The sequence below is a fragment of the Streptomyces amakusaensis genome, from assembly GCF_039532665.1.
Lineage (GTDB): Bacteria > Actinomycetota > Actinomycetes > Streptomycetales > Streptomycetaceae > Streptomyces > Streptomyces amakusaensis.
This window is the reverse complement of sequence record NZ_BAAASB010000001.1, coordinates 335,221-351,454: the sequence shown is the minus strand read 5'-3', so window position 1 is coordinate 351,454 and position 16,234 is coordinate 335,221. Positions and strand designations below refer to the sequence as shown.

Genomic DNA, 16,234 nt, shown 5'->3' with positions numbered 1-16,234 from the left:
GAAAAATAGGGACGGTGAACCCCCTTGGAATTCGGGATCTTCGTGCAGGGATACGTCGGCAGGCGCGCCGAGACCGACCCGCTCGCCGAGCACCGGGTGCTGATGGAGGAGGCCGAGTACGTCATCCTGGCCGACCGCTCCGGGTTCAAGTACGCCTGGGCCTCCGAGCACCACTTCCTGGAGCAGTACTCGCACCTCTCCGCCAACGACGTCTTCCTCGGCTACCTCGCCCACGCCACCGACCGCATCCATCTGGGCTCGGGCATCTTCAACCCGCTCGCCCCGGTGAACCACCCGGTCAAGGTCGCCGAGAAGGTCGCCATGCTCGACCACCTCTCCGAGGGCCGCTTCGAATTCGGCTCCGGCCGGGGCGCGGGCAGCCACGAGATCCTCGGGTTCCTGCCGGGCGTCACCGACATGGACCGCACCAAGGAGATCTGGGAGGAGACCATCGCGGAGTTCCCCAGGATGTGGCTCCAGGACGAGTACCCCGGCTTCCGGGGCAAGCACTGGTCCCTGCCCCCGCGCAAGATCCTCCCCAAGCCGTACGGGAAGTCCCACCCGGCCATGTGGTACGCCGCCGGGTCCCCCTCCTCGTACGCGATGGCCGGGAGCAAGGGCCTCGGCGTCCTCGGCTTCAGCGTCCAGCGCGTCTCCGACATGGAGTGGGTCCTCGACTCGTACAAGTCGGCGATCGGGCGGGCCCGCCCGATCGGCGGCTTCGTCAACGACAACGTCATGGTCACCACCACCGCCGTCTGCGCCGAGACCCACGAGCGGGCCGTCGCGATCGCCGCCGCCGGGGAGCTGAACCACCTCCAGTCGCTGCTCTTCCGCTACCACGACACCTTCCCCCGCCCCGACGGCATCCCCGAGTGGCCCGAGCTGGTGCCCGCGTACACGGCGGAGGTCGTCGAGCTGCTGATCGCCGAGGAGCTGCTGATCTGCGGCGACCCGGACGAAGTGCTCCAGCAGTGCAAGAGGTGGGAGCAGGCGGGGGCGGACCAGCTGTCGTTCGGACTGCCGGCCGGGATCCCGTACGAGGACACCCTGAACACGATCAGGCTCATCGGCGAGCACGTGATCCCCCAGATCGACACCGACCCGATCCACCGGACCACCCGCTTCCGCCAGGCCTGAAGCCGGGCCTGAAGCCAGGCCTGAAGCCGGGCCCGGCCCGGAAGCCCGTGCCAGGGGAAAGGACCCCCATGCTCGACCACCTCATTCGCTCCGCGACCGTCGTGGACGGCACGGGAGCCCCCGCCCGCGTCGCCGACGTCGGCATCCGCGACGGCCGGATAGCCGCCGTCACCGAACCGGGAGCCCCCCACCACGAGCCCGCCGCCACCGTCGAGGACGCCGCCGGACTCGTCCTCACCCCCGGATTCGTCGACCCGCACACCCACTACGACGCCCAGCTCTTCTGGGACCCCTGCGCCACCCCCTCCATGAACCACGGCGTCACCACCGTCGTCGGCGGCAACTGCGGCTTCACCCTCGCCCCGCTCCACCCCGAACGCCCCGAGGACGCCGACTACACCCGCCGGATGATGTCCCGGGTCGAGGGCATGTCCCTGACCGCCCTGGAGCGGGGCGCGCCCTGGAACTGGCACACCTTCGGCGAGTACCTCGACGCCCTGGAGGGCCGCACCGCCGTCAACGCGGGCTTCATGGTCGGCCACTGCGCGCTCCGCCGCCACGCCATGGGCCCCGACGCCATCGGCGGCCGGCCCACCCCCGAACAGCTCCGCGGCATGCTCGGCCTCCTCCACGACGCGATGGACGCCGGGGCCTGGGGCCTCTCCACCACCCGGTCCGCCACCCACTCCGACGGCGACGGCGCGCCCGTCGCCTCCCGGCACGCCGCCCCGGACGAACTGATCGCCCTCTCCTCGGCGGTCGGCGAGCACGAGGGAACCCAGCTGGAGGCGATCGTCGAGGGCTGCCTCGACCAGTTCGCCGACGACGAGATCGACCTCCTCGTGGCGATGACCTCCGCCGCCGGACGGCCGCTCAACTGGAACGTCCTCACCATCGACGCCGCCGTCCCCGAACGCGTCCCCCGCCAGCTGCTCGCCGGCGAGCGCGCCCGCGCGGCGGGCGGCCGGATCGTCGCCCTCACCATGCCGATCCTCACCCCGATGAACATGTCCCTCGGCACCTTCTGTGCCCTCAACCTCATCCCCGGCTGGGGCGAGACCCTCGCCCTCCCCGTCCCCGAGCGGATCGACCGGCTCCGCGACCCCGCCGTCCGCGCCGAGCTGCTGCGCCGGGCCCGCTCCAAGGAGGCCGGAGTCTTCCGCAGGCTCGCCGACTTCGGCCGCTACGTCGTCGGCGACACCTATACGAAGGAGAACGCGGGCCTCACCGGCCGCGTCGTGCGGGACATCGCCGCCGAGCGCGGCCAGGACCCCTTCCACTGCCTGACCGAGATCTGCGCCAACGACGAACTGCGCACGGTCCTGTGGCCCATGCCCACCGACAACGACCCCGCCTCCTGGGAGCTGCGCCGCCGCACCTGGGAGCACCCCGACGTACTCCTCGGCGGCTCCGACGCCGGGGCCCATCTCGACCGGATGTGCGGAGCCCCGTACACCACCCGCTTCCTCGGCGACTGTCTGCGCGGCCGGGAACTCGTCCCCCTGGAGACGGCGGTCAGGATGCTCACCGACGACCCCGCCCGGCTCTTCGGGCTGCGCGACCGGGGCCGGATCGAGCCAGGCTGCCACGCCGACCTCGTCCTCCTCGACCCCGCCCGGATCGACGCGGGCCCCGCCACCCTCGTACGGGACCTCCCCGGCGGCGGCCCCCGGCTGGACGCGAAGGCCGTCGGAATCGTCTCCGTGCGCGTCAACGGGGTGGAGACCGTCCGCGAGGGCCGAACCACCGGCGCGCTCCCCGGCACGGTGCTGCGCTCCGGCCGCGACACGAGGACGGTGTCGACCCGGTGAGCGCCGCCCGGCTGCCCCAGCGGCTCTTCATCGGCGGCGAGTGGGTCGAGCCCGACGGAGGTCATTACGAGGTGGTCGACCCGGCCACCGAGGAGCCGGTCGGCCTCGCGCCCGAGGCGAGCCGCGCCCAGGCCCTGGAGGCGGCCCGGGCCGCCCGTACCGCCTTCGACGGCTGGTCGCGGACCGAGCCGGAGGAGCGCGCCCGGATCCTGCGCGCCGCCGCCGGGGTCATCGCGGAGAACGCGGGCCCGTACGCGGACCTCGCCCGCGCCGAGAGCGGCGCGACCGCCGCCACCGCCCGCGCCCTGCACGTCGGGGTGGCCGCCGCCCGTTTCCGGCGGTACGCCAAGGGCGCGCTGGAGCCCGTGGAACAGCCGCTGCCGCCGCAGCTCACCCCGGCGGGCCCGCTGGGCCGGGCGGGCGTGGTCGGGGCGCTCGCCGTGCGCCGGCCGGTGGGGGTGGTCGCCTGTGTCACCTCGTACAACAACCCCTGGGCCAACGCGGCGGGCAAGGTGGCCCCGGCGCTCGCCATGGGCAACACGGTCGTCGTGAAGCCCGCGCCGCAGGATCCGCTCTCCGTCTACCGGATGGCCGAGGCGCTGGCGGAGGCGGGCGTTCCGCCCGGGGTGGTCAATGTGGTGAGCGGTTCCCCGCCCGCCGTGGGGGAGGCCGTCGTCGGCTCCCCGGACGTCGACATGGTCAGTTTCACCGGCTCCACGGCCGTCGGCCGGCGCATCGCCGAGGTCTGCGGCCGGGACATGAAGCGCCCGCTGATGGAGCTGGGCGGCAAGGGCGCGGCGCTCGTCTTCGACGACGCCGACCTCGGCGCGGCCACCCTGGGCATCGGGACGACCTTCTCCTTCGCCAGCGGCCAGATCTGCACCGCGCCCACCCGGGTGATCGCGCAGCGCGGGGTGTACGCGGAGCTGATCGCCCGGCTCGCCGCCCACGCCTCCCGGCTGAAGGTCGGCCACCCCGCCGACCCCGGCACGGTCGTCGGCCCGCTGATCTCCGCCGCCCACCGCGACCGCGTCGAATCCTTCATCGCCCTCGGCCTCAAGGAGGGAGCCCGCCTCGTCACGGGCGGGGTCCGCCCCGACGCGCCCCGGGGTTTTTATGTCGCGCCCGCCCTCTTCGCCGACTGCGACGGCGGGATGCGGATCGTCCGCGAGGAGATCTTCGGACCGGTGATCGCCGTCCTCCCCTTCGACACCGAGGACGAGGCCGTCGCCCTCGCCAACGACACCGACTACGGCCTGATCGACTACATCTTCTCCGCCGACGTCCCCCGCGCCTTCCGTCTCGCCTCCCGACTCCGCACCGGCGGCGTCGGCGTCAACACCGTCGCCCGCAACCTCGAAGCCCCCTTCGGCGGCTTCAAGCGCAGCGGCCTCGGCCGCGACTGCGGCTCCTTCGCCCTGCACGCCTACGCGGAACTCCAGTCGCTGACCTGGCCGGGGTGAGCGGGGGCGGGGTGGGGGTGGGGCGGGGGCGGGGCGGGAAAATTCAAATCGGTGCATAACGGGCCCTGATGCGGTTATCGCACTCAGGGAAGTGCGGGATTTTCCTTGTAAGGGGTGCATGGCACCACCCTTCGGTCTTTCAAGTGTAGGCACCAGGTGAATCCCTCCCGCTGAATCAAAGGTTCACCGTCGAGATGTCTCCCCTCCATATGTGGAAACCGCAGCATTTAACGTCCTGTTCATGACTCAGTTGGATGCGCGGCCGTCGGCCGGAGACAGCGCCGGGGGAGCCCCGCGCGTACGCGGAGGAGGCGTGCGCGCCAAGGGTCTCGGCGGAAACTCCGTGGGTCTGACCGGCAGCGCGGTCATCGGCATCTCCACCGTCGCCCCGGTCTACTGTCTGACCTCCACCCTCGGCTCCACGGCCGGCGAGGTCGGACTCCAGATGCCGGCCGTGTTCCTGGCCGGCTTTCTGCCGATGCTGCTGGTGGCCTTCGCCTACCGCGAGCTGAACCGGGTCATGCCGGACTGCGGGACCTCCTTCACCTGGACGGTGAAGGCGTTCGGCCCGCGCGTCGGCTGGATGTGCGGCTGGGGTCTGGTGATCGCCTCGATCATCGTGCTCTCCAATCTCGCGGGCGTCGCCACCTCCTTCTTCTGGCTGCTCGCGGGTGAGATCACCGGCAGCGACTCGGTCGCGGCGCTGGACGACAACAAGGCCGTGCACATCCTCACCGTGCTGGTGCTCATCGCGATCGCCACGGCGATCAGCTACCGGGGCATGACCGCGACCAAGGGCCTCCAGTACGCCCTGGTGGGCCTGCAACTCCTCGTACTCGCCCTCTTCACCGCGATGGCGTTCGGCAAGGCGGACTCCTTCGAGACCTCGGTCTCCTTCTCCATGGAGTGGCTGAACCCGTTCGCCGTGGAGTCCTTCGCGGCCTTCACCGCGGGCCTCTCCCTGTCGATCTTCATGTACTGGGGCTGGGACGCCTCCCTCGCCGCCAACGAGGAGACGGCCGCCAGCGACCGCACCCCCGGCCGCGCCGCCCTCATCGCCATGGTCGTCCTGGTCGGCGCCTACCTCGCCACCGGCATCGCCGCCCAGATGGCCGTCGGCTCCGGCGAGAGCGGCCTCGGCCTCGCCAACCCCGACACCTCCGACAACGTCTTCGCCGCCCTCGCCGGCCCGCTGATGGGCCCCGGCCTCGGCATCCTGCTCTTCGTCGCCGTCCTCGCCTCGGCCGCCGCCAGCCTTCAGACCACCTTCATCCCCGTCGCCCGCACCGTCCTCGCCATGTCCACCTACGCGGCGCTGCCCCCCTCCTACGCCAAGGTCAACACCCGCTTCAAGACCCCGGGCCGCGCCACCGTGGTGGCCGGCGTCGCCACCGGCGCGTTCTACACCGTGATGACCCTCGTCAGCGAGAACGTACTGATCGACACCATCTACGCCCTCGGCCTGATGATCTGCTTCTACTACTCCCTCACCGCCTTCGCCTGCGCCTGGTACTTCCGCCACGACCTCACCCGCTCCCCGCGCGACCTCCTCTTCAAGGGCCTCTTTCCCCTCACCGGCGGCGCCCTCCTCGCCGCCGTCTTCGCCAAAACCCTCTACGACATGCGCGACCCCGCCTACGGCAGCGGCTCCGCCGTCCTCGGCCTCGGCTCCGTCTTCGTCATCGGCGTCGGCCTGCTACTCCTCGGCCTCGCCCTCATGACCGTCCTCTCCCGCCGCAGCCCCGCCTTCTTCCGGGGCGAGACCCTCACCCGCGACACCCCGTCGCTGATCGTCCCCGAGTAGGGCAGCACCCTCCTCCCCCTTACCAAAAGGTGGGTACTTGAGGGAACGCAGGTGACCGCCCAGCATGGGGTGAGCGTCCCGCCGAGACCATCAGGACCGGCGCTGACGTGCTCATTCGTGATGCGCGAGCAGACGCGCGAGTACTGGAGCGAGGCATGCCCATGACCAAGGAAGACCGCACCCCCGTGACCGTCACAGGGCTGGGCTCGATGGGCCGGGCCCTGGCCGGGGCCTTCCTCGACGCCGGGCACCCCACCACGGTGTGGAACCGCACCCCCGGCAGGGCCGCCCCCCTGGCGGCCAAGGGAGCGGTGCACGCGGGAGAGATGGCGGACGCGGTCGCGGCGAGCCGGCTGGTCGTCACCTGCCTGACGACCTTCGAGGACACCGTGCGGGCCCTGGAGCCCGCCGCCGGGGCGCTGCCGGGGCGGGCGCTGGTGACCTTGAACAGCGGCTCACCGGCCGGTGCCCGCGAGACGGCGGCCTGGGCCGCCGCGCACGGCGCGCGGTTCCTCGCGGGGGCGGTGAAGAATGTGCCCTCGGCGGTGGGACGGCGGGACACTCTCCTGTATTACAGCGGCGACCGGACCGTCTTCGACGAGTACGGGACAGCTCTGCGGGTACTGGGCGGCGACACCGTCCACCTCGGGGACGAGGCCGACCTCGCCGCCCTCTACGAGATGTCGGTCGGCGCGATGCTGCTCCCCGCCCTCACCGGCTTCTTCCAGGGGGCCGCCGCCCTCCGCTCGCGCGGGCTGGAGGCGGGCACCATGGTCCGGTTCGCCGAGAAGTGGCTGGACATGATCAAGTCCCTGCTGCCTCTCTACGCCAGGGAGATCGACAGCGGCGACTACACCGACGCCGCCTCCTCCGTGAACCTGTTCCTCGCGGGCGCGGCTCACGACGACGAGCTCCGGAAGGAGACCGGAGTCGACACCGACTGGCTCGCCCCCCTCAACGACCTGCTGAAACGCGCCGCGCACGCGGGTCACGGCGAACACAGCATCGCGGCGCTGACCGAGGTGCTGAAGGGGGCTGGGCCGGGGGTCACCCCGACCCCAGGAACACCGGGTTCGTGAACCCCACCAGCCCCCCGGCCGCCCCTCTCACCTCCCCCCGCACATACCCCGCGTACCCCGCCGTCGTCCCCCACTCGATCTCCCCGCTCCCCGGCCCCTCCCCCGGCACCTGCTCCGTCCTCAGCACTCCCTGGTCCGTCACCAGTCGCAGCGAGCACCCCGCCCCCATCCCCGCCGCCGAGAACCGCACCACCACCGGCTCCTCGGCCCCCACCCGCAGCCGTTCGCCGATGCCCGCACGCAGTCGGCCCCTCCCGTCCGCCGCTGCCGCCGCCGACAGTGAGAGCGTCACCGCCGAGGACTGGACGACATAGCTGTGCCCCCGCCGCAGCCCCTCCAGCACCGCCGTACGCGTGAGATCGTCGGCGAGCACCACTGTCTGCGGGCTGCCGACCGGATCCGGGTCGCGGTGGGCGTCGCTGTTGCCCATCGCGGGCACCCAGCGGCCCCGGGCCAGGGCCGCGTCCCAGGCCTGGAGGGACACCTCGTCGTCGGCGGTGTACGCGCCGTTCCACACCTCCACCGCGTCCGCCTCGCCCATCCCGAACTTCCAGGCGCACCCGACGCAGTTCGCGTGCGGGTGCGCGGGCACCACCAGGCCCCCGGCCCGCCGGATCTCCCGGGCGAACCGTCCGAAGCGGTTCTCCCGCGCCCGGTACCGCCAGTCGACGAAGGTCCCGGGGTCCGTCCCCAGGGCGAGGACGTGCCCGTTGCGCGTGGTGACCTCCTCGCCGGTGAGGATCAGGAGGTCGTCCCCCGCGTGGTCGGCCCAGAAGGGCTGCCCGGCGTGCGTGTTGTGCTCGGAGGCCTGGATGAAGTCGAGCCCGGCGGCCCGCGCCAGCGCCGCGATCTCCGCCGGGGTGCGCCGCCCGTCCGAGTGCCACGAGTGGAGATGGCAGTCGCCCCGGTACCAGGCCCGCCCCCGCCCCCTGGCCCGCTCGGGCGGATAGACCCGTTCGGGCGTGCGGCCGGGCTCGCCGTACCGGAGGGTGATCGTCACCTCGTACGGCAGTCCGCCGGGCGCGACCGTGTACGGCCCGAGGACGATGTGCCAGGTCCCCGCCCGTACCGGCCCGGCCACATAGCCGGGCGTGGCCTCGTCGGCGCGGAGGAAGAAGGAGGAGCGCGCCCCGCCCGACCACCCCCGGAAGCCCTCCCCGCCGAGGCCGGTCCCGCGCTCGTCGAAGACGCCGATGTCGAGCGCGTTGCCCGCCGTCCCGGCCGGCACGGCGGGCCGTTCGTAGGCGTACGAGACGGCCAGCTCGCGCACCCCCGGGGGGACCTCCACCGGGAGGTGGACATGGTCGGGCGCGCCGGGCGGCAGCACACCGCGTACGACTCTGGTCTCCTCGCCCTCGCGGGGCGCGGCACGGGCGAAGCTCACATGTCCCAACGTAAGGGCCGAGACCGCGCCCGTCATCAGCAGTCCGCGTCTTCCCGGGGAATCGCACATGAAGGGTCTCCACTCAGCGGAAGCGGTGCGTGCACTGAGACTCTGTTACCGACCGATGAACAGGTGCGCAAGACCGGGAGCGAACCGCCCCGGGGAGGGTAAACCGGGAGAAGGACACCCACCGTCGACGAGAGGGCCCCTGTGCGCCTGGCCACCACGATTTTCCTGACCGACCGGACCATCACACCGGTACGCCTCGCCCGTGCGCTGGAGGAGCGCGGCTTCGCCGGGCTCTACATCCCGGAGCACACCCACATCCCGGTGGAGCCGGTCTCCCCGTTCCCGCCCGACGGCGATCTCGCCGAGGAGTTCGGCCGCACCCTCGACCCCTTCGTCGCCCTCGCCCAGGCCGCCGCCGTCACCACCCGCATCACCCTCGGCACCGGCGTCACGCTCGTCGCCCAGCACGACCCGATCGACCTCGCCAAGCAGGTCGCGACCCTGGACCATCTCTCCGGCGGCCGTTTCACCTTCGGCGCGGGCTACGGCTGGAACCGCGAGGAGGCCGCCGACCACGGCGTCGAGTGGACCACCCGCCGCGCCCGCGTCCACGACCACCTCGCGCTGATGCGCGCCCTGTGGGCCGCCGAACCCACCGCGTACGAGGGGGAGTACGGCTCCGTCCGGGCCTCCCAGGCCCACCCCAAGCCCGCCGGCGGCGCCCCGCCCGTCCTCCTCGGCGGCGGCGCGGGCCCCAAGCTCTTCGCCGCGATCGCCGCCCACGCCGACGGCTGGTTCCCCCTCGGCGACACCGACCTCACCGAGACCCTCCCCCCGCTGCGCACGGCCTGGGAGGCGGCGGGCCGCGACCCGAAAGCCCTCCGCATCGTCCCGTTCGCCGTCACCCCCGACGCCGAGAAGCTCGCCCGCTTCACGGACCTCGGCATCGAGGAGGTCGTCCTCCGGCTCCCGTCCGCGCCCGAGCCGGAGATCCTGCGCGGTCTGGACGAGTACGCCCAGTACCTGTAGGCCTTCGGGCCTCACCGCACCAGCGCCTCGCCCACGCTCGTCCGGGCGTAGAGCACCACCCGCCCGGTGCGGTGCGCGCTCACCAGACCGGCCGCGCGCAGGGCGGTCAGATGCTGGGAGACGCCCCCGGCCGAGAGGCTGATCCGCCGGGCGAGGTCGGTCGTCGAGGCGGGTGCGGTCAGCTCCGCGAGAAGGCGGGCGCGGGTGCGGCCGAGCACTCCGGCCAGGGCGTCGGAGCAGGGCTGGGGGCTCAGCTTCCAGAGCGCGCCGATGCCGCGCGGGGGATAGCGCAGCGTCGGCTGCCAGTCCTCGCGGCCGAGGTTGGAGAAGATCTGCGGCCAGGCGAAGGCGGACGGCACCAGCAGCAGCCCCCGCCCGCCGAGCCGCTGGGTCGCGCGGCCGGCGCGGCGCACCCGTCGGAGGGTGCCGGAGTCCCAGCTCAGCTGGGGTCCGAAGTCGTCGAAGAGACGGCGCGCCCCGCCCTCGGCGAAGTGGATGGCGCGATGCAGGATGTCCCCCTCGAAGAGGGCGAGCATCCGGGGCCAGTACGGCGCGATCGCGATCTCCCAGTACGCGGCGATCAGCTCCGTCAGCCGCCCCAGCTCCCGCACCGGGTCGGACCGCAGCTCGGCGGCGTACTCCTGCGCCCCCGGGCACGAGGTGCGCAGCAGCTCCGGCGGGGTCGCGCGCAGCGTCGCCAGCTCCACTTCGAGGGAGGGCTGCGGGGTGGTCGGCGGGGGCACCAGGAAGGACGGGATGCTCTCCGCCGGAGTGGTGATCAGCCGGGCCAGCGGGGTGAGGTCGAGCTTCGCCGCCGCGAGCAAGGGCCTTACCTGTTCGCACCACTGACGGTGCATTCCCTGATCGTCGGTCCCCATGAGGACCCGTACACTCGCGACCACCTCCCACAGGGGGGAGACGGCGAATCGCGTACGCGCCATGTCCTCGGCCGTGAATTCGATCTCGACAGCGCCGCCTTGAGCACGCCCCACTCGCACCATTCAGTCCACACTAAATGATTGGTACGGGAAATGGACCCCCAGTAGGGGTGCACCAAGTCAAGTCGGGGTTCCCGCCTCCCCGCCCCCGGCCGGTGGGACGGCGCGTCGCGGACACTGGATGAATCACCCGAACGAGGAGTGCCAGTGCGTGAGTTGACCTATCGGGGCAGTGACGGATGCCCTCTGTACGCGGAGGTGACGGGCACCGGCCCGGCCCCCGTGATCCTGCTCCACGGCGGCGGGCCGGACCACCGGAGTCTGCTGCCGCTGGCCGCCCGGCTGCCGCCCGGCCACACCGCGATCCTGCCCGACATCCGGGGCTGGGGCCGCTCCGTCTGCGCCGACCCGGCCCGCCACACCTGGTCCCGGTACGCCGACGACGTCACCGCGCTCCTCGACGCCCTCGGCCATGAGCGGGCCGTCCTCGCCGGCACCGGACTCGGCGGCACGATCGCGCTCCGCACGGCGCTGGAACACCCCGGACGCGTCCGCGCGATCGCCGTGATCAGCGTCGAGGACATCGAGGACGACGAGGCGAAGGAGGCCGAGCGCCTCTTCTTCGAGCACTTCGCCGCCCGCGTCCGCACGGAGGGCCTGGCCGCCGCCTGGGCCCCGGTCCTGCCCACCCTCGCCCCGCTCATCGGCGAACTGGTCCGCGAGGCGATCCCCCGCGCCGACCCGGCGAGCGTCGCCGCCTTCTGCGCCCTCGGCGAGGACCGTGCCTTCCGCGAGGTCGCCGAGGTGCGCGCGATCACCGCCCCCGCCCTGATCGTCCCCGGCACGGACGCCCGCCACCCCACGGCGCTGGCCGAGGAGGTGGCGAGGACCCTTCCGTACGGCAGACTCGCCCCGGTCGCGATCTCGGCCGAACTGCGCACGGCGGAGGACCTGGGCGCGGCGATCGGCCCGCTGCTCGCGGAGTTCCTGGCGGAGCTGTAGCCCGTCGCGAGGAGTCCTACTGCGGGAAGTTCGCGCGCAGGAAAGGCTCGGTGTACCGGCCCGTGGCGAGGACGGTCGAGCCACCCTCGATCAGAAGGCTCTTGTAGCTGCCGCTGCTGGAGATCAGCAGATCGGCGGTGTCGTCCCGGTTGACGTCGCGGAGCCGGATGTCGCTGCCGAAGCCCTCGGCGGTCTCCGGGTCGCCGGGGATGCCCGGGGTGGCGCGGGTGATCCACTGGGATCCGGCTCCGGTGAGGCCCTTCTTGGAGCCGTGCAGGACGTGGACGCCGCCCGCCCCCTCGGCGGAGCCGATCGTCTCGGCGGTGCCGACGGCGAGGTCGGGGTAGCCGTCGCGGTTGGTGTCGCCGGCGGAGAGCGAGATCCCGAAGACGTCCATGGTGCGCGTGCCGGTGGCGATTCCGGGGGTGCCCTGGGTGAGCCGGTACGAGGAGCCGGGGCCGTTCGCCGCGCCGCGCAGCACGAACACGGATCCGGCGAAGTCCTTGTGCTGGTAGTCGCCGAGGGCGAGGTCGCCGTAGCCGTCCTTGTCGAAGTCCGCGATGACGCTGCTGGGACCCGAGTGGCCCTGGATGGCGGAGTTGTACGTCGTGCGCTTGCCGGACTTCATGGTGGAGCCGCCGCGCAGGAACCAGGCCCACGCCTGGTCGCTGTCCTCCTTGGAGCCCTGGCCGAGGACGTACAGATCGGTGGCCCTGTCCTTGGTGATCTGCCCGGCGACCAGCCCCATGGGGTTGAGCCAGATGTCGCTGCCCGGCTTGTGCCGGGTGACCTGGCGGGTGCCGCCGTCCTTGGAGGAGAAGCCGCCCCGGTAGATGTGGACGGATTCGCTGTCCATGACGGCCAGGTCCGGCTTGCCGTTGCCGTCGAAGTCCCCGGCGGCGAGCGACATGCCGAAGTTCTGATCGGCATAGGGCGACGTGACCGCGAGGGTGGTGGCCTTGGGGCCGAGTCCCGACTTCGAGCCCCAGACGATCACGACGAGGCCCCGGGCCTTGTGCTTCCCGACCTTCTCGTGCGCGTCGCTGACGGCGAGGTCCGCGTATCCGTCGCTGTTGAAGTCGGCGGTGGCCATGGCACGGGTGAAGCCGTCGGAGCCCGTCCGGTCGCCGGGGATGCCGGGGCTGTCCTGGGTGAACGACGTCGTCCTGCTGCCCGGACCGGTGACGGTCCCGTAGGTGACGGTCACCGTGTCCGAGGACTCTACGGACGCGAAGTCCCGGAACCCGTCGCCGTTGAAGTCGTCGGCGTACTTGGCGGGCGCGGGCTTTGCGGGCGTGGCGGCGGTGGCCGTCCCTGTCGAGAGGCCGAGCAGTCCGCCGGTGAGGGCGGCGGCGGTGGCCGTCGCGAGGCCGAGACGGAGGTGTGTGCGCGTGAGCATGCCGTTCCCCTGCTGAGTGCGGACGTTTCCACGGCCGCGCCGGTGTGAGTACAAGGGAGACCCCGGAACCTGATCAACAGTTGTACGAAATATCCGGGTGATACGCGCGATGTCGAACGCGCCTTCTGTGGCCCACCCGGTGGCGCGGGCCACAGAAGGCGGAATCGTTACTGCGGGAACGCCGTGCGCAGGCTCAGCTTGCGCGGCGATCCCGTGGTGATGCCGGTCGGGCCGCCCTTGAGCAGCAGGCTCCTGTTCCCGGTCTCGATCCCGAAGGGGTCGGTGGAGACGAACAGGTCGAGGTCACCGTCCCGGTCGGCGTCGCGGAGACGTACGTCGGAGCCGAACGACTCCATCTCGGAGGGCTTGCCGGGGATGCCCTTGGTGTCGCGGGTGATCCACTGGGATCCGGTGCCGGTGAGGCCCTTCTTGCCGCCGCGCAGGATGTGGACGCCGCCCGCCCACTCGGTGGAGCCGATGTCCTCCATGGTGCCGACGGCGAGGTCGGGGTAGCCGTCGCGGTTGGTGTCGCCGGCCGAGAGCGAGTTCCCGAAGTTGTCCTCCGTGGTCATCCCGGTGGCGATCCCCGGGGTGTCCTGGGTGAGCCGGTACGAGGAGCCGGGGCCGTTCGCCGTGCCGCGCCGGACGAGCACGGATCCGGCGAAGTCCTTGTACCCGGAATCGCCGATGGCGAGGTCGCCGTAGCCGTCCTTGTCGAAGTCCGCGATGACGCCGGCGGGCTGGTAGTACGAATCGGAGGTGTTGAACGGCTGGGGCTTGCCGGCCTTGACCGTGGAGCCGCCGCGCAGGAACCAGCTCACCGAGGCGTTCCCGAACGCGTCGTTCACGCCCAGGACGTACAGATCGGTGGCCTTGTCCTGGGTGACCTGCCCGGCGACCAGCGCGGTGGGCTCGGTCAACGTGTCGCGGCTCGGCTTGTGGTGGGTGACCTTGCCGGTGCCGCCGCTCTTGGCGGAGAAGCCGCCCCGGTGGATGTGGACGGAGGTGGAATCGGCGACCGCGAGGTCGGGCTTGCCGTCGCCGTCGAAGTCCCCGGTGGCGAGGTGGCTGCCGAACCACTGACGGGTGTAGGGCTTCGCGAGGGTGAGTGCGGTGGCCTTGGAGCCGATGCCGGACTTCGACCCCCACACGATCATGACCATGCCGACCTGGTTCCGCTTCCCCACCCGCTCGGTCGGGTCGCTCACCGCGAGGTCGCCGTACCCGTCCCCGTTGAAGTCGGCCGTCGCCATCGCCTCGCCGAACATGTCCTCCTCGCCATCCCGTGTGCCGGGGATGCCGGGGCTGTTCTGGTGGAACATCTTCATCCTGACCCCGATCCCGCGAGCGGTCCCGTAGGTGATGTGGACCGTCCCGTCGGGCTCGGGGACCGCGTAGTCGCGGTAGCCGTCGCCGTTGAAGTCGTCCGCGGGCTTGGCGGGCTTGGCGGGCTTGGTCTGCGACGCGGGCTTGGCGGGCGCGGCGGTGGCCGTCCCTGTCGAGAGGCCGAGCAGTCCGCCGGTCAGGGCGGCGGCGGTGGCCGTCGCGAGGCCGAGACGGAGGTTCTTGCGCATGGGCATGGAGTTCTCCTGCTTTGGTGTGCGTACGGGGAGGCCCGTGGGCCACAGCGGAAGAATCGTTACTGTGGGAAGTCCGTACGAATCCTCAGCCCGCGCGGCGATCCCGTGGTGATGCCGGCCGGGCCGGCCTTCAGCAGCAGGCTCTTCTTCGCGTGGTAGTCGGTGGAGACGAACAGGTCGGCGTCACCGTCCCGGTCGTCGTCGCGGAGCCGTACGTCGGAGGCGAACATCTCGACCTCGAAGGGCTTGCCGGGGATGCCCTTGGTGTCGCGGGTGATCCACTGGGATCCGGTGCCGGTGAGGCCCTTCTTGCCGCCGCGCAGGATGTGGACGCCGCCCGCCCACTCGGTGGAGCCGATGTTCTCCAGGGTGCCGACCGCGAGGTCCGGGTAGCCGTCCCGGTTGGTGTCGCCGGCCGAGAGGGAGATCCCGAAGAGGTCCCGCTTGCTCATCTTGGTGGCGATCCCGGGGGTGTCCTGGGTGAGCCGGTAGGAGCTGCCGGGGCCGTTCGCCGTGCCGCGCGTCACGATCACGGACCCGGCTCCGGCCTTGTACGGGACATCGCCGACGGCCAGGTCGCCGTAGCCGTCCTTGTCGAAGTCCGCCACCACTCCGGAGGCCGCGAAGTTCGCCTCGCGCGAGTTGTAGGTCGTGGGCTTGCCGGCCTTGATCGTGGAGCCGCCGCGCAGGAACCAGCTCCCCGAGGTGCTGCGGTCCCTGCTCGGCTCACCCGCGCCCAGGACGTACAGGTCGGTGGCCTTGTCCTTGGTGACCTTCCCGGCGATCAGCGCGGTGGGCTCGTTCACCACATGGCCCTTCGGCTTGTGGTGGGTGACCTTGCCGGTGCCGCCGTTCTTGGAGGAGAAGCCGCCCCGGTAGATGTGGACGGAGGTGGAATCGGCGACGGCCAGGTCGGGCTTGCCGTCACCGTTGAAGTCCCCGGCGGCGAGGTGGCTGCCGAACCACTGGTCGTGGTAGGGCTTCGCGAGGGGGAGCGCGGTGGCCTTGGAGCCGAGACCGGACTTCGACCCCCACACGATCGTCACCAGTCCCGCCAGGCCCCGGCTGGCCACCGTCTCGGTCGGGTCGCTGACGGCGAGGTCGGCGTACCCGTCCCCGTTGAAGTCGGCCGTCGCCATCGCCTCGCCGAACATGTCCTCCTCGCCATCCCGTGTGCCGGGGATGCCGGGGCTGTTCTGGTGGAACGTCTTCGTCCTGGTCCCGATCCCGCTCTTGGCCCCATAGGTGACCCTGACCGTGTCGTCGTCCTCGGTGGTCGCGTAGTCGCGGTAGCCGTCGCCGTTGAAGTCGTCGGTGTACTTGGCGGGCTTGGCGGGCTTGGTCTGCGCGGGCTTGGCGGGCGCGGCGGCGGTGGCCGTTCCCGTGGAGAGGCCGAGCAGTCCGCCGGTCAGGGCGGCGGCGGTGGCCGTCGCGAGGCCGAGACGGAGGTTCTTGCGCATGAGCGTGCCGTTCTTCTGCTTGGGTGCGCGCACGGCCGGTTGCCGGGACGCACTGGTCCACAGAAGAGACTCCCGAAGATGATCAACGGTTGTACGGGAGATCCGGGCGATCCGCTCCATACGGCCGTGCGGCCGT

12 protein-coding genes are annotated in these 16,234 nt (G+C 71.9%); 7 read left to right on the top strand and 5 right to left on the bottom strand.

What is annotated here, in order from left to right:
• Positions 1–24: 24 nt before the first annotated feature.
• The 5 genes from ABD371_RS01370 to ABD371_RS01350 all read left to right on the top strand — a co-directional run bounded on the left by ABD371_RS01370 (position 25) and on the right by ABD371_RS01350 (position 7,297).
• Positions 25–1,140 (top strand): LLM class flavin-dependent oxidoreductase, encoded by a 1,116-nt coding sequence (locus ABD371_RS01370; RefSeq protein WP_344471695.1) that lies wholly within the window; start codon positions 25–27, stop codon positions 1,138–1,140.
• 68 nt (positions 1,141–1,208) lie between these two features.
• Positions 1,209–2,951 (top strand): N-acyl-D-amino-acid deacylase family protein, encoded by a 1,743-nt coding sequence (locus tag ABD371_RS01365; RefSeq protein ID WP_344471692.1) that lies wholly within the window; start codon positions 1,209–1,211, stop codon positions 2,949–2,951.
• Positions 2,948–4,414, top strand: coding sequence for an aldehyde dehydrogenase family protein (locus tag ABD371_RS01360; protein WP_344471689.1), 1,467 nt, complete (start codon positions 2,948–2,950; stop codon positions 4,412–4,414). The genes ABD371_RS01365 and ABD371_RS01360 overlap by 4 nt, the downstream gene beginning before the upstream one ends.
• 241 nt (positions 4,415–4,655) lie before the next feature.
• Complete coding sequence (locus ABD371_RS01355) at positions 4,656–6,218, top strand: APC family permease (RefSeq protein ID WP_344471687.1); 1,563 nt, start codon at positions 4,656–4,658, stop codon at positions 6,216–6,218.
• Positions 6,219–6,379: 161 nt separating this feature from the next.
• Positions 6,380–7,297 (top strand): NAD(P)-dependent oxidoreductase, encoded by a 918-nt coding sequence (locus ABD371_RS01350; protein ID WP_344472161.1) that lies wholly within the window; start codon positions 6,380–6,382, stop codon positions 7,295–7,297.
• Here ABD371_RS01350 and ABD371_RS01345 read toward each other — a convergent pair.
• Positions 7,266–8,750 carry a CehA/McbA family metallohydrolase gene (locus tag ABD371_RS01345; RefSeq protein WP_344471684.1) on the bottom strand — a complete coding sequence of 495 codons (1,485 nt, stop codon included), beginning with the start codon at positions 8,748–8,750 and terminating at the stop codon, positions 7,266–7,268. The two genes, ABD371_RS01350 and ABD371_RS01345, sit on opposite strands and share 32 nt — an antisense overlap.
• 141 nt (positions 8,751–8,891) lie before the next feature.
• Here ABD371_RS01345 and ABD371_RS01340 point away from each other — a divergent pair, with 141 nt between their 5' ends.
• Positions 8,892–9,719: an LLM class F420-dependent oxidoreductase gene (locus ABD371_RS01340; protein ID WP_344471681.1), complete on the top strand. Its 828-nt coding sequence runs from the start codon at positions 8,892–8,894 to the stop codon at positions 9,717–9,719.
• A gap of 11 nt (positions 9,720–9,730) precedes the next feature.
• Here ABD371_RS01340 and ABD371_RS01335 read toward each other — a convergent pair whose 3' ends face one another.
• Positions 9,731–10,720, bottom strand: coding sequence for an ArsR/SmtB family transcription factor (locus ABD371_RS01335; RefSeq protein WP_344471678.1), 990 nt, complete (start codon positions 10,718–10,720; stop codon positions 9,731–9,733).
• 144 nt (positions 10,721–10,864) lie between these two features.
• On the opposite strand from ABD371_RS01335, the gene ABD371_RS01330 reads away from it, so the two are divergent.
• Positions 10,865–11,659 carry an alpha/beta fold hydrolase gene (locus ABD371_RS01330; RefSeq protein ID WP_344471676.1) on the top strand — a complete coding sequence of 265 codons (795 nt, stop codon included), beginning with the start codon at positions 10,865–10,867 and terminating at the stop codon, positions 11,657–11,659.
• A gap of 16 nt (positions 11,660–11,675) precedes the next feature.
• Here the strand turns inward: ABD371_RS01330 and ABD371_RS01325 are convergent, their stop codons facing one another.
• The 3 genes from ABD371_RS01325 to ABD371_RS01315 all read right to left on the bottom strand — a co-directional run bounded on the left by ABD371_RS01325 (position 11,676) and on the right by ABD371_RS01315 (position 16,098).
• The gene (locus ABD371_RS01325) at positions 11,676–13,058 is read right to left on the bottom strand and encodes an FG-GAP and VCBS repeat-containing protein (protein ID WP_344471674.1); all 1,383 of its coding nucleotides are present in this window, start codon (positions 13,056–13,058) and stop codon (positions 11,676–11,678) included.
• A gap of 167 nt (positions 13,059–13,225) precedes the next feature.
• Positions 13,226–14,638, bottom strand: a complete 1,413-nt coding sequence (locus ABD371_RS01320) for an FG-GAP and VCBS repeat-containing protein (RefSeq protein WP_344471672.1) — start codon at positions 14,636–14,638, stop codon at positions 13,226–13,228.
• Between the two features lie 59 nt (positions 14,639–14,697).
• Complete coding sequence (locus ABD371_RS01315) at positions 14,698–16,098, bottom strand: FG-GAP and VCBS repeat-containing protein (RefSeq protein WP_344471670.1); 1,401 nt, start codon at positions 16,096–16,098, stop codon at positions 14,698–14,700.
• Positions 16,099–16,234 lie beyond the last annotated feature (136 nt).

Bases quoted from the DNA above. Each gene is read 5' to 3' on its own strand.
- ABD371_RS01365 (WP_344471692.1), top strand. From the start codon at position 1,209: ATGCTCGACCACCTCATTCGCTCCGCGACCGTCGTGGACGGCACGGGA.
- ABD371_RS01355 (WP_344471687.1), top strand. From the start codon at position 4,656: ATGACTCAGTTGGATGCGCGGCCGTCGGCCGGAGACAGCGCCGGGGGA.
- ABD371_RS01350 (WP_344472161.1), top strand. From the start codon at position 6,380: ATGACCAAGGAAGACCGCACCCCCGTGACCGTCACAGGGCTGGGCTCG.
- ABD371_RS01345 (WP_344471684.1), bottom strand. From the start codon at position 8,750: ATGTGCGATTCCCCGGGAAGACGCGGACTGCTGATGACGGGCGCGGTC.
- ABD371_RS01335 (WP_344471678.1), bottom strand. From the start codon at position 10,720: ATGGTGCGAGTGGGGCGTGCTCAAGGCGGCGCTGTCGAGATCGAATTC.
- ABD371_RS01325 (WP_344471674.1), bottom strand. From the start codon at position 13,058: ATGCTCACGCGCACACACCTCCGTCTCGGCCTCGCGACGGCCACCGCC.
- ABD371_RS01320 (WP_344471672.1), bottom strand. From the start codon at position 14,638: ATGCCCATGCGCAAGAACCTCCGTCTCGGCCTCGCGACGGCCACCGCC.
- ABD371_RS01315 (WP_344471670.1), bottom strand. From the start codon at position 16,098: ATGCGCAAGAACCTCCGTCTCGGCCTCGCGACGGCCACCGCCGCCGCC.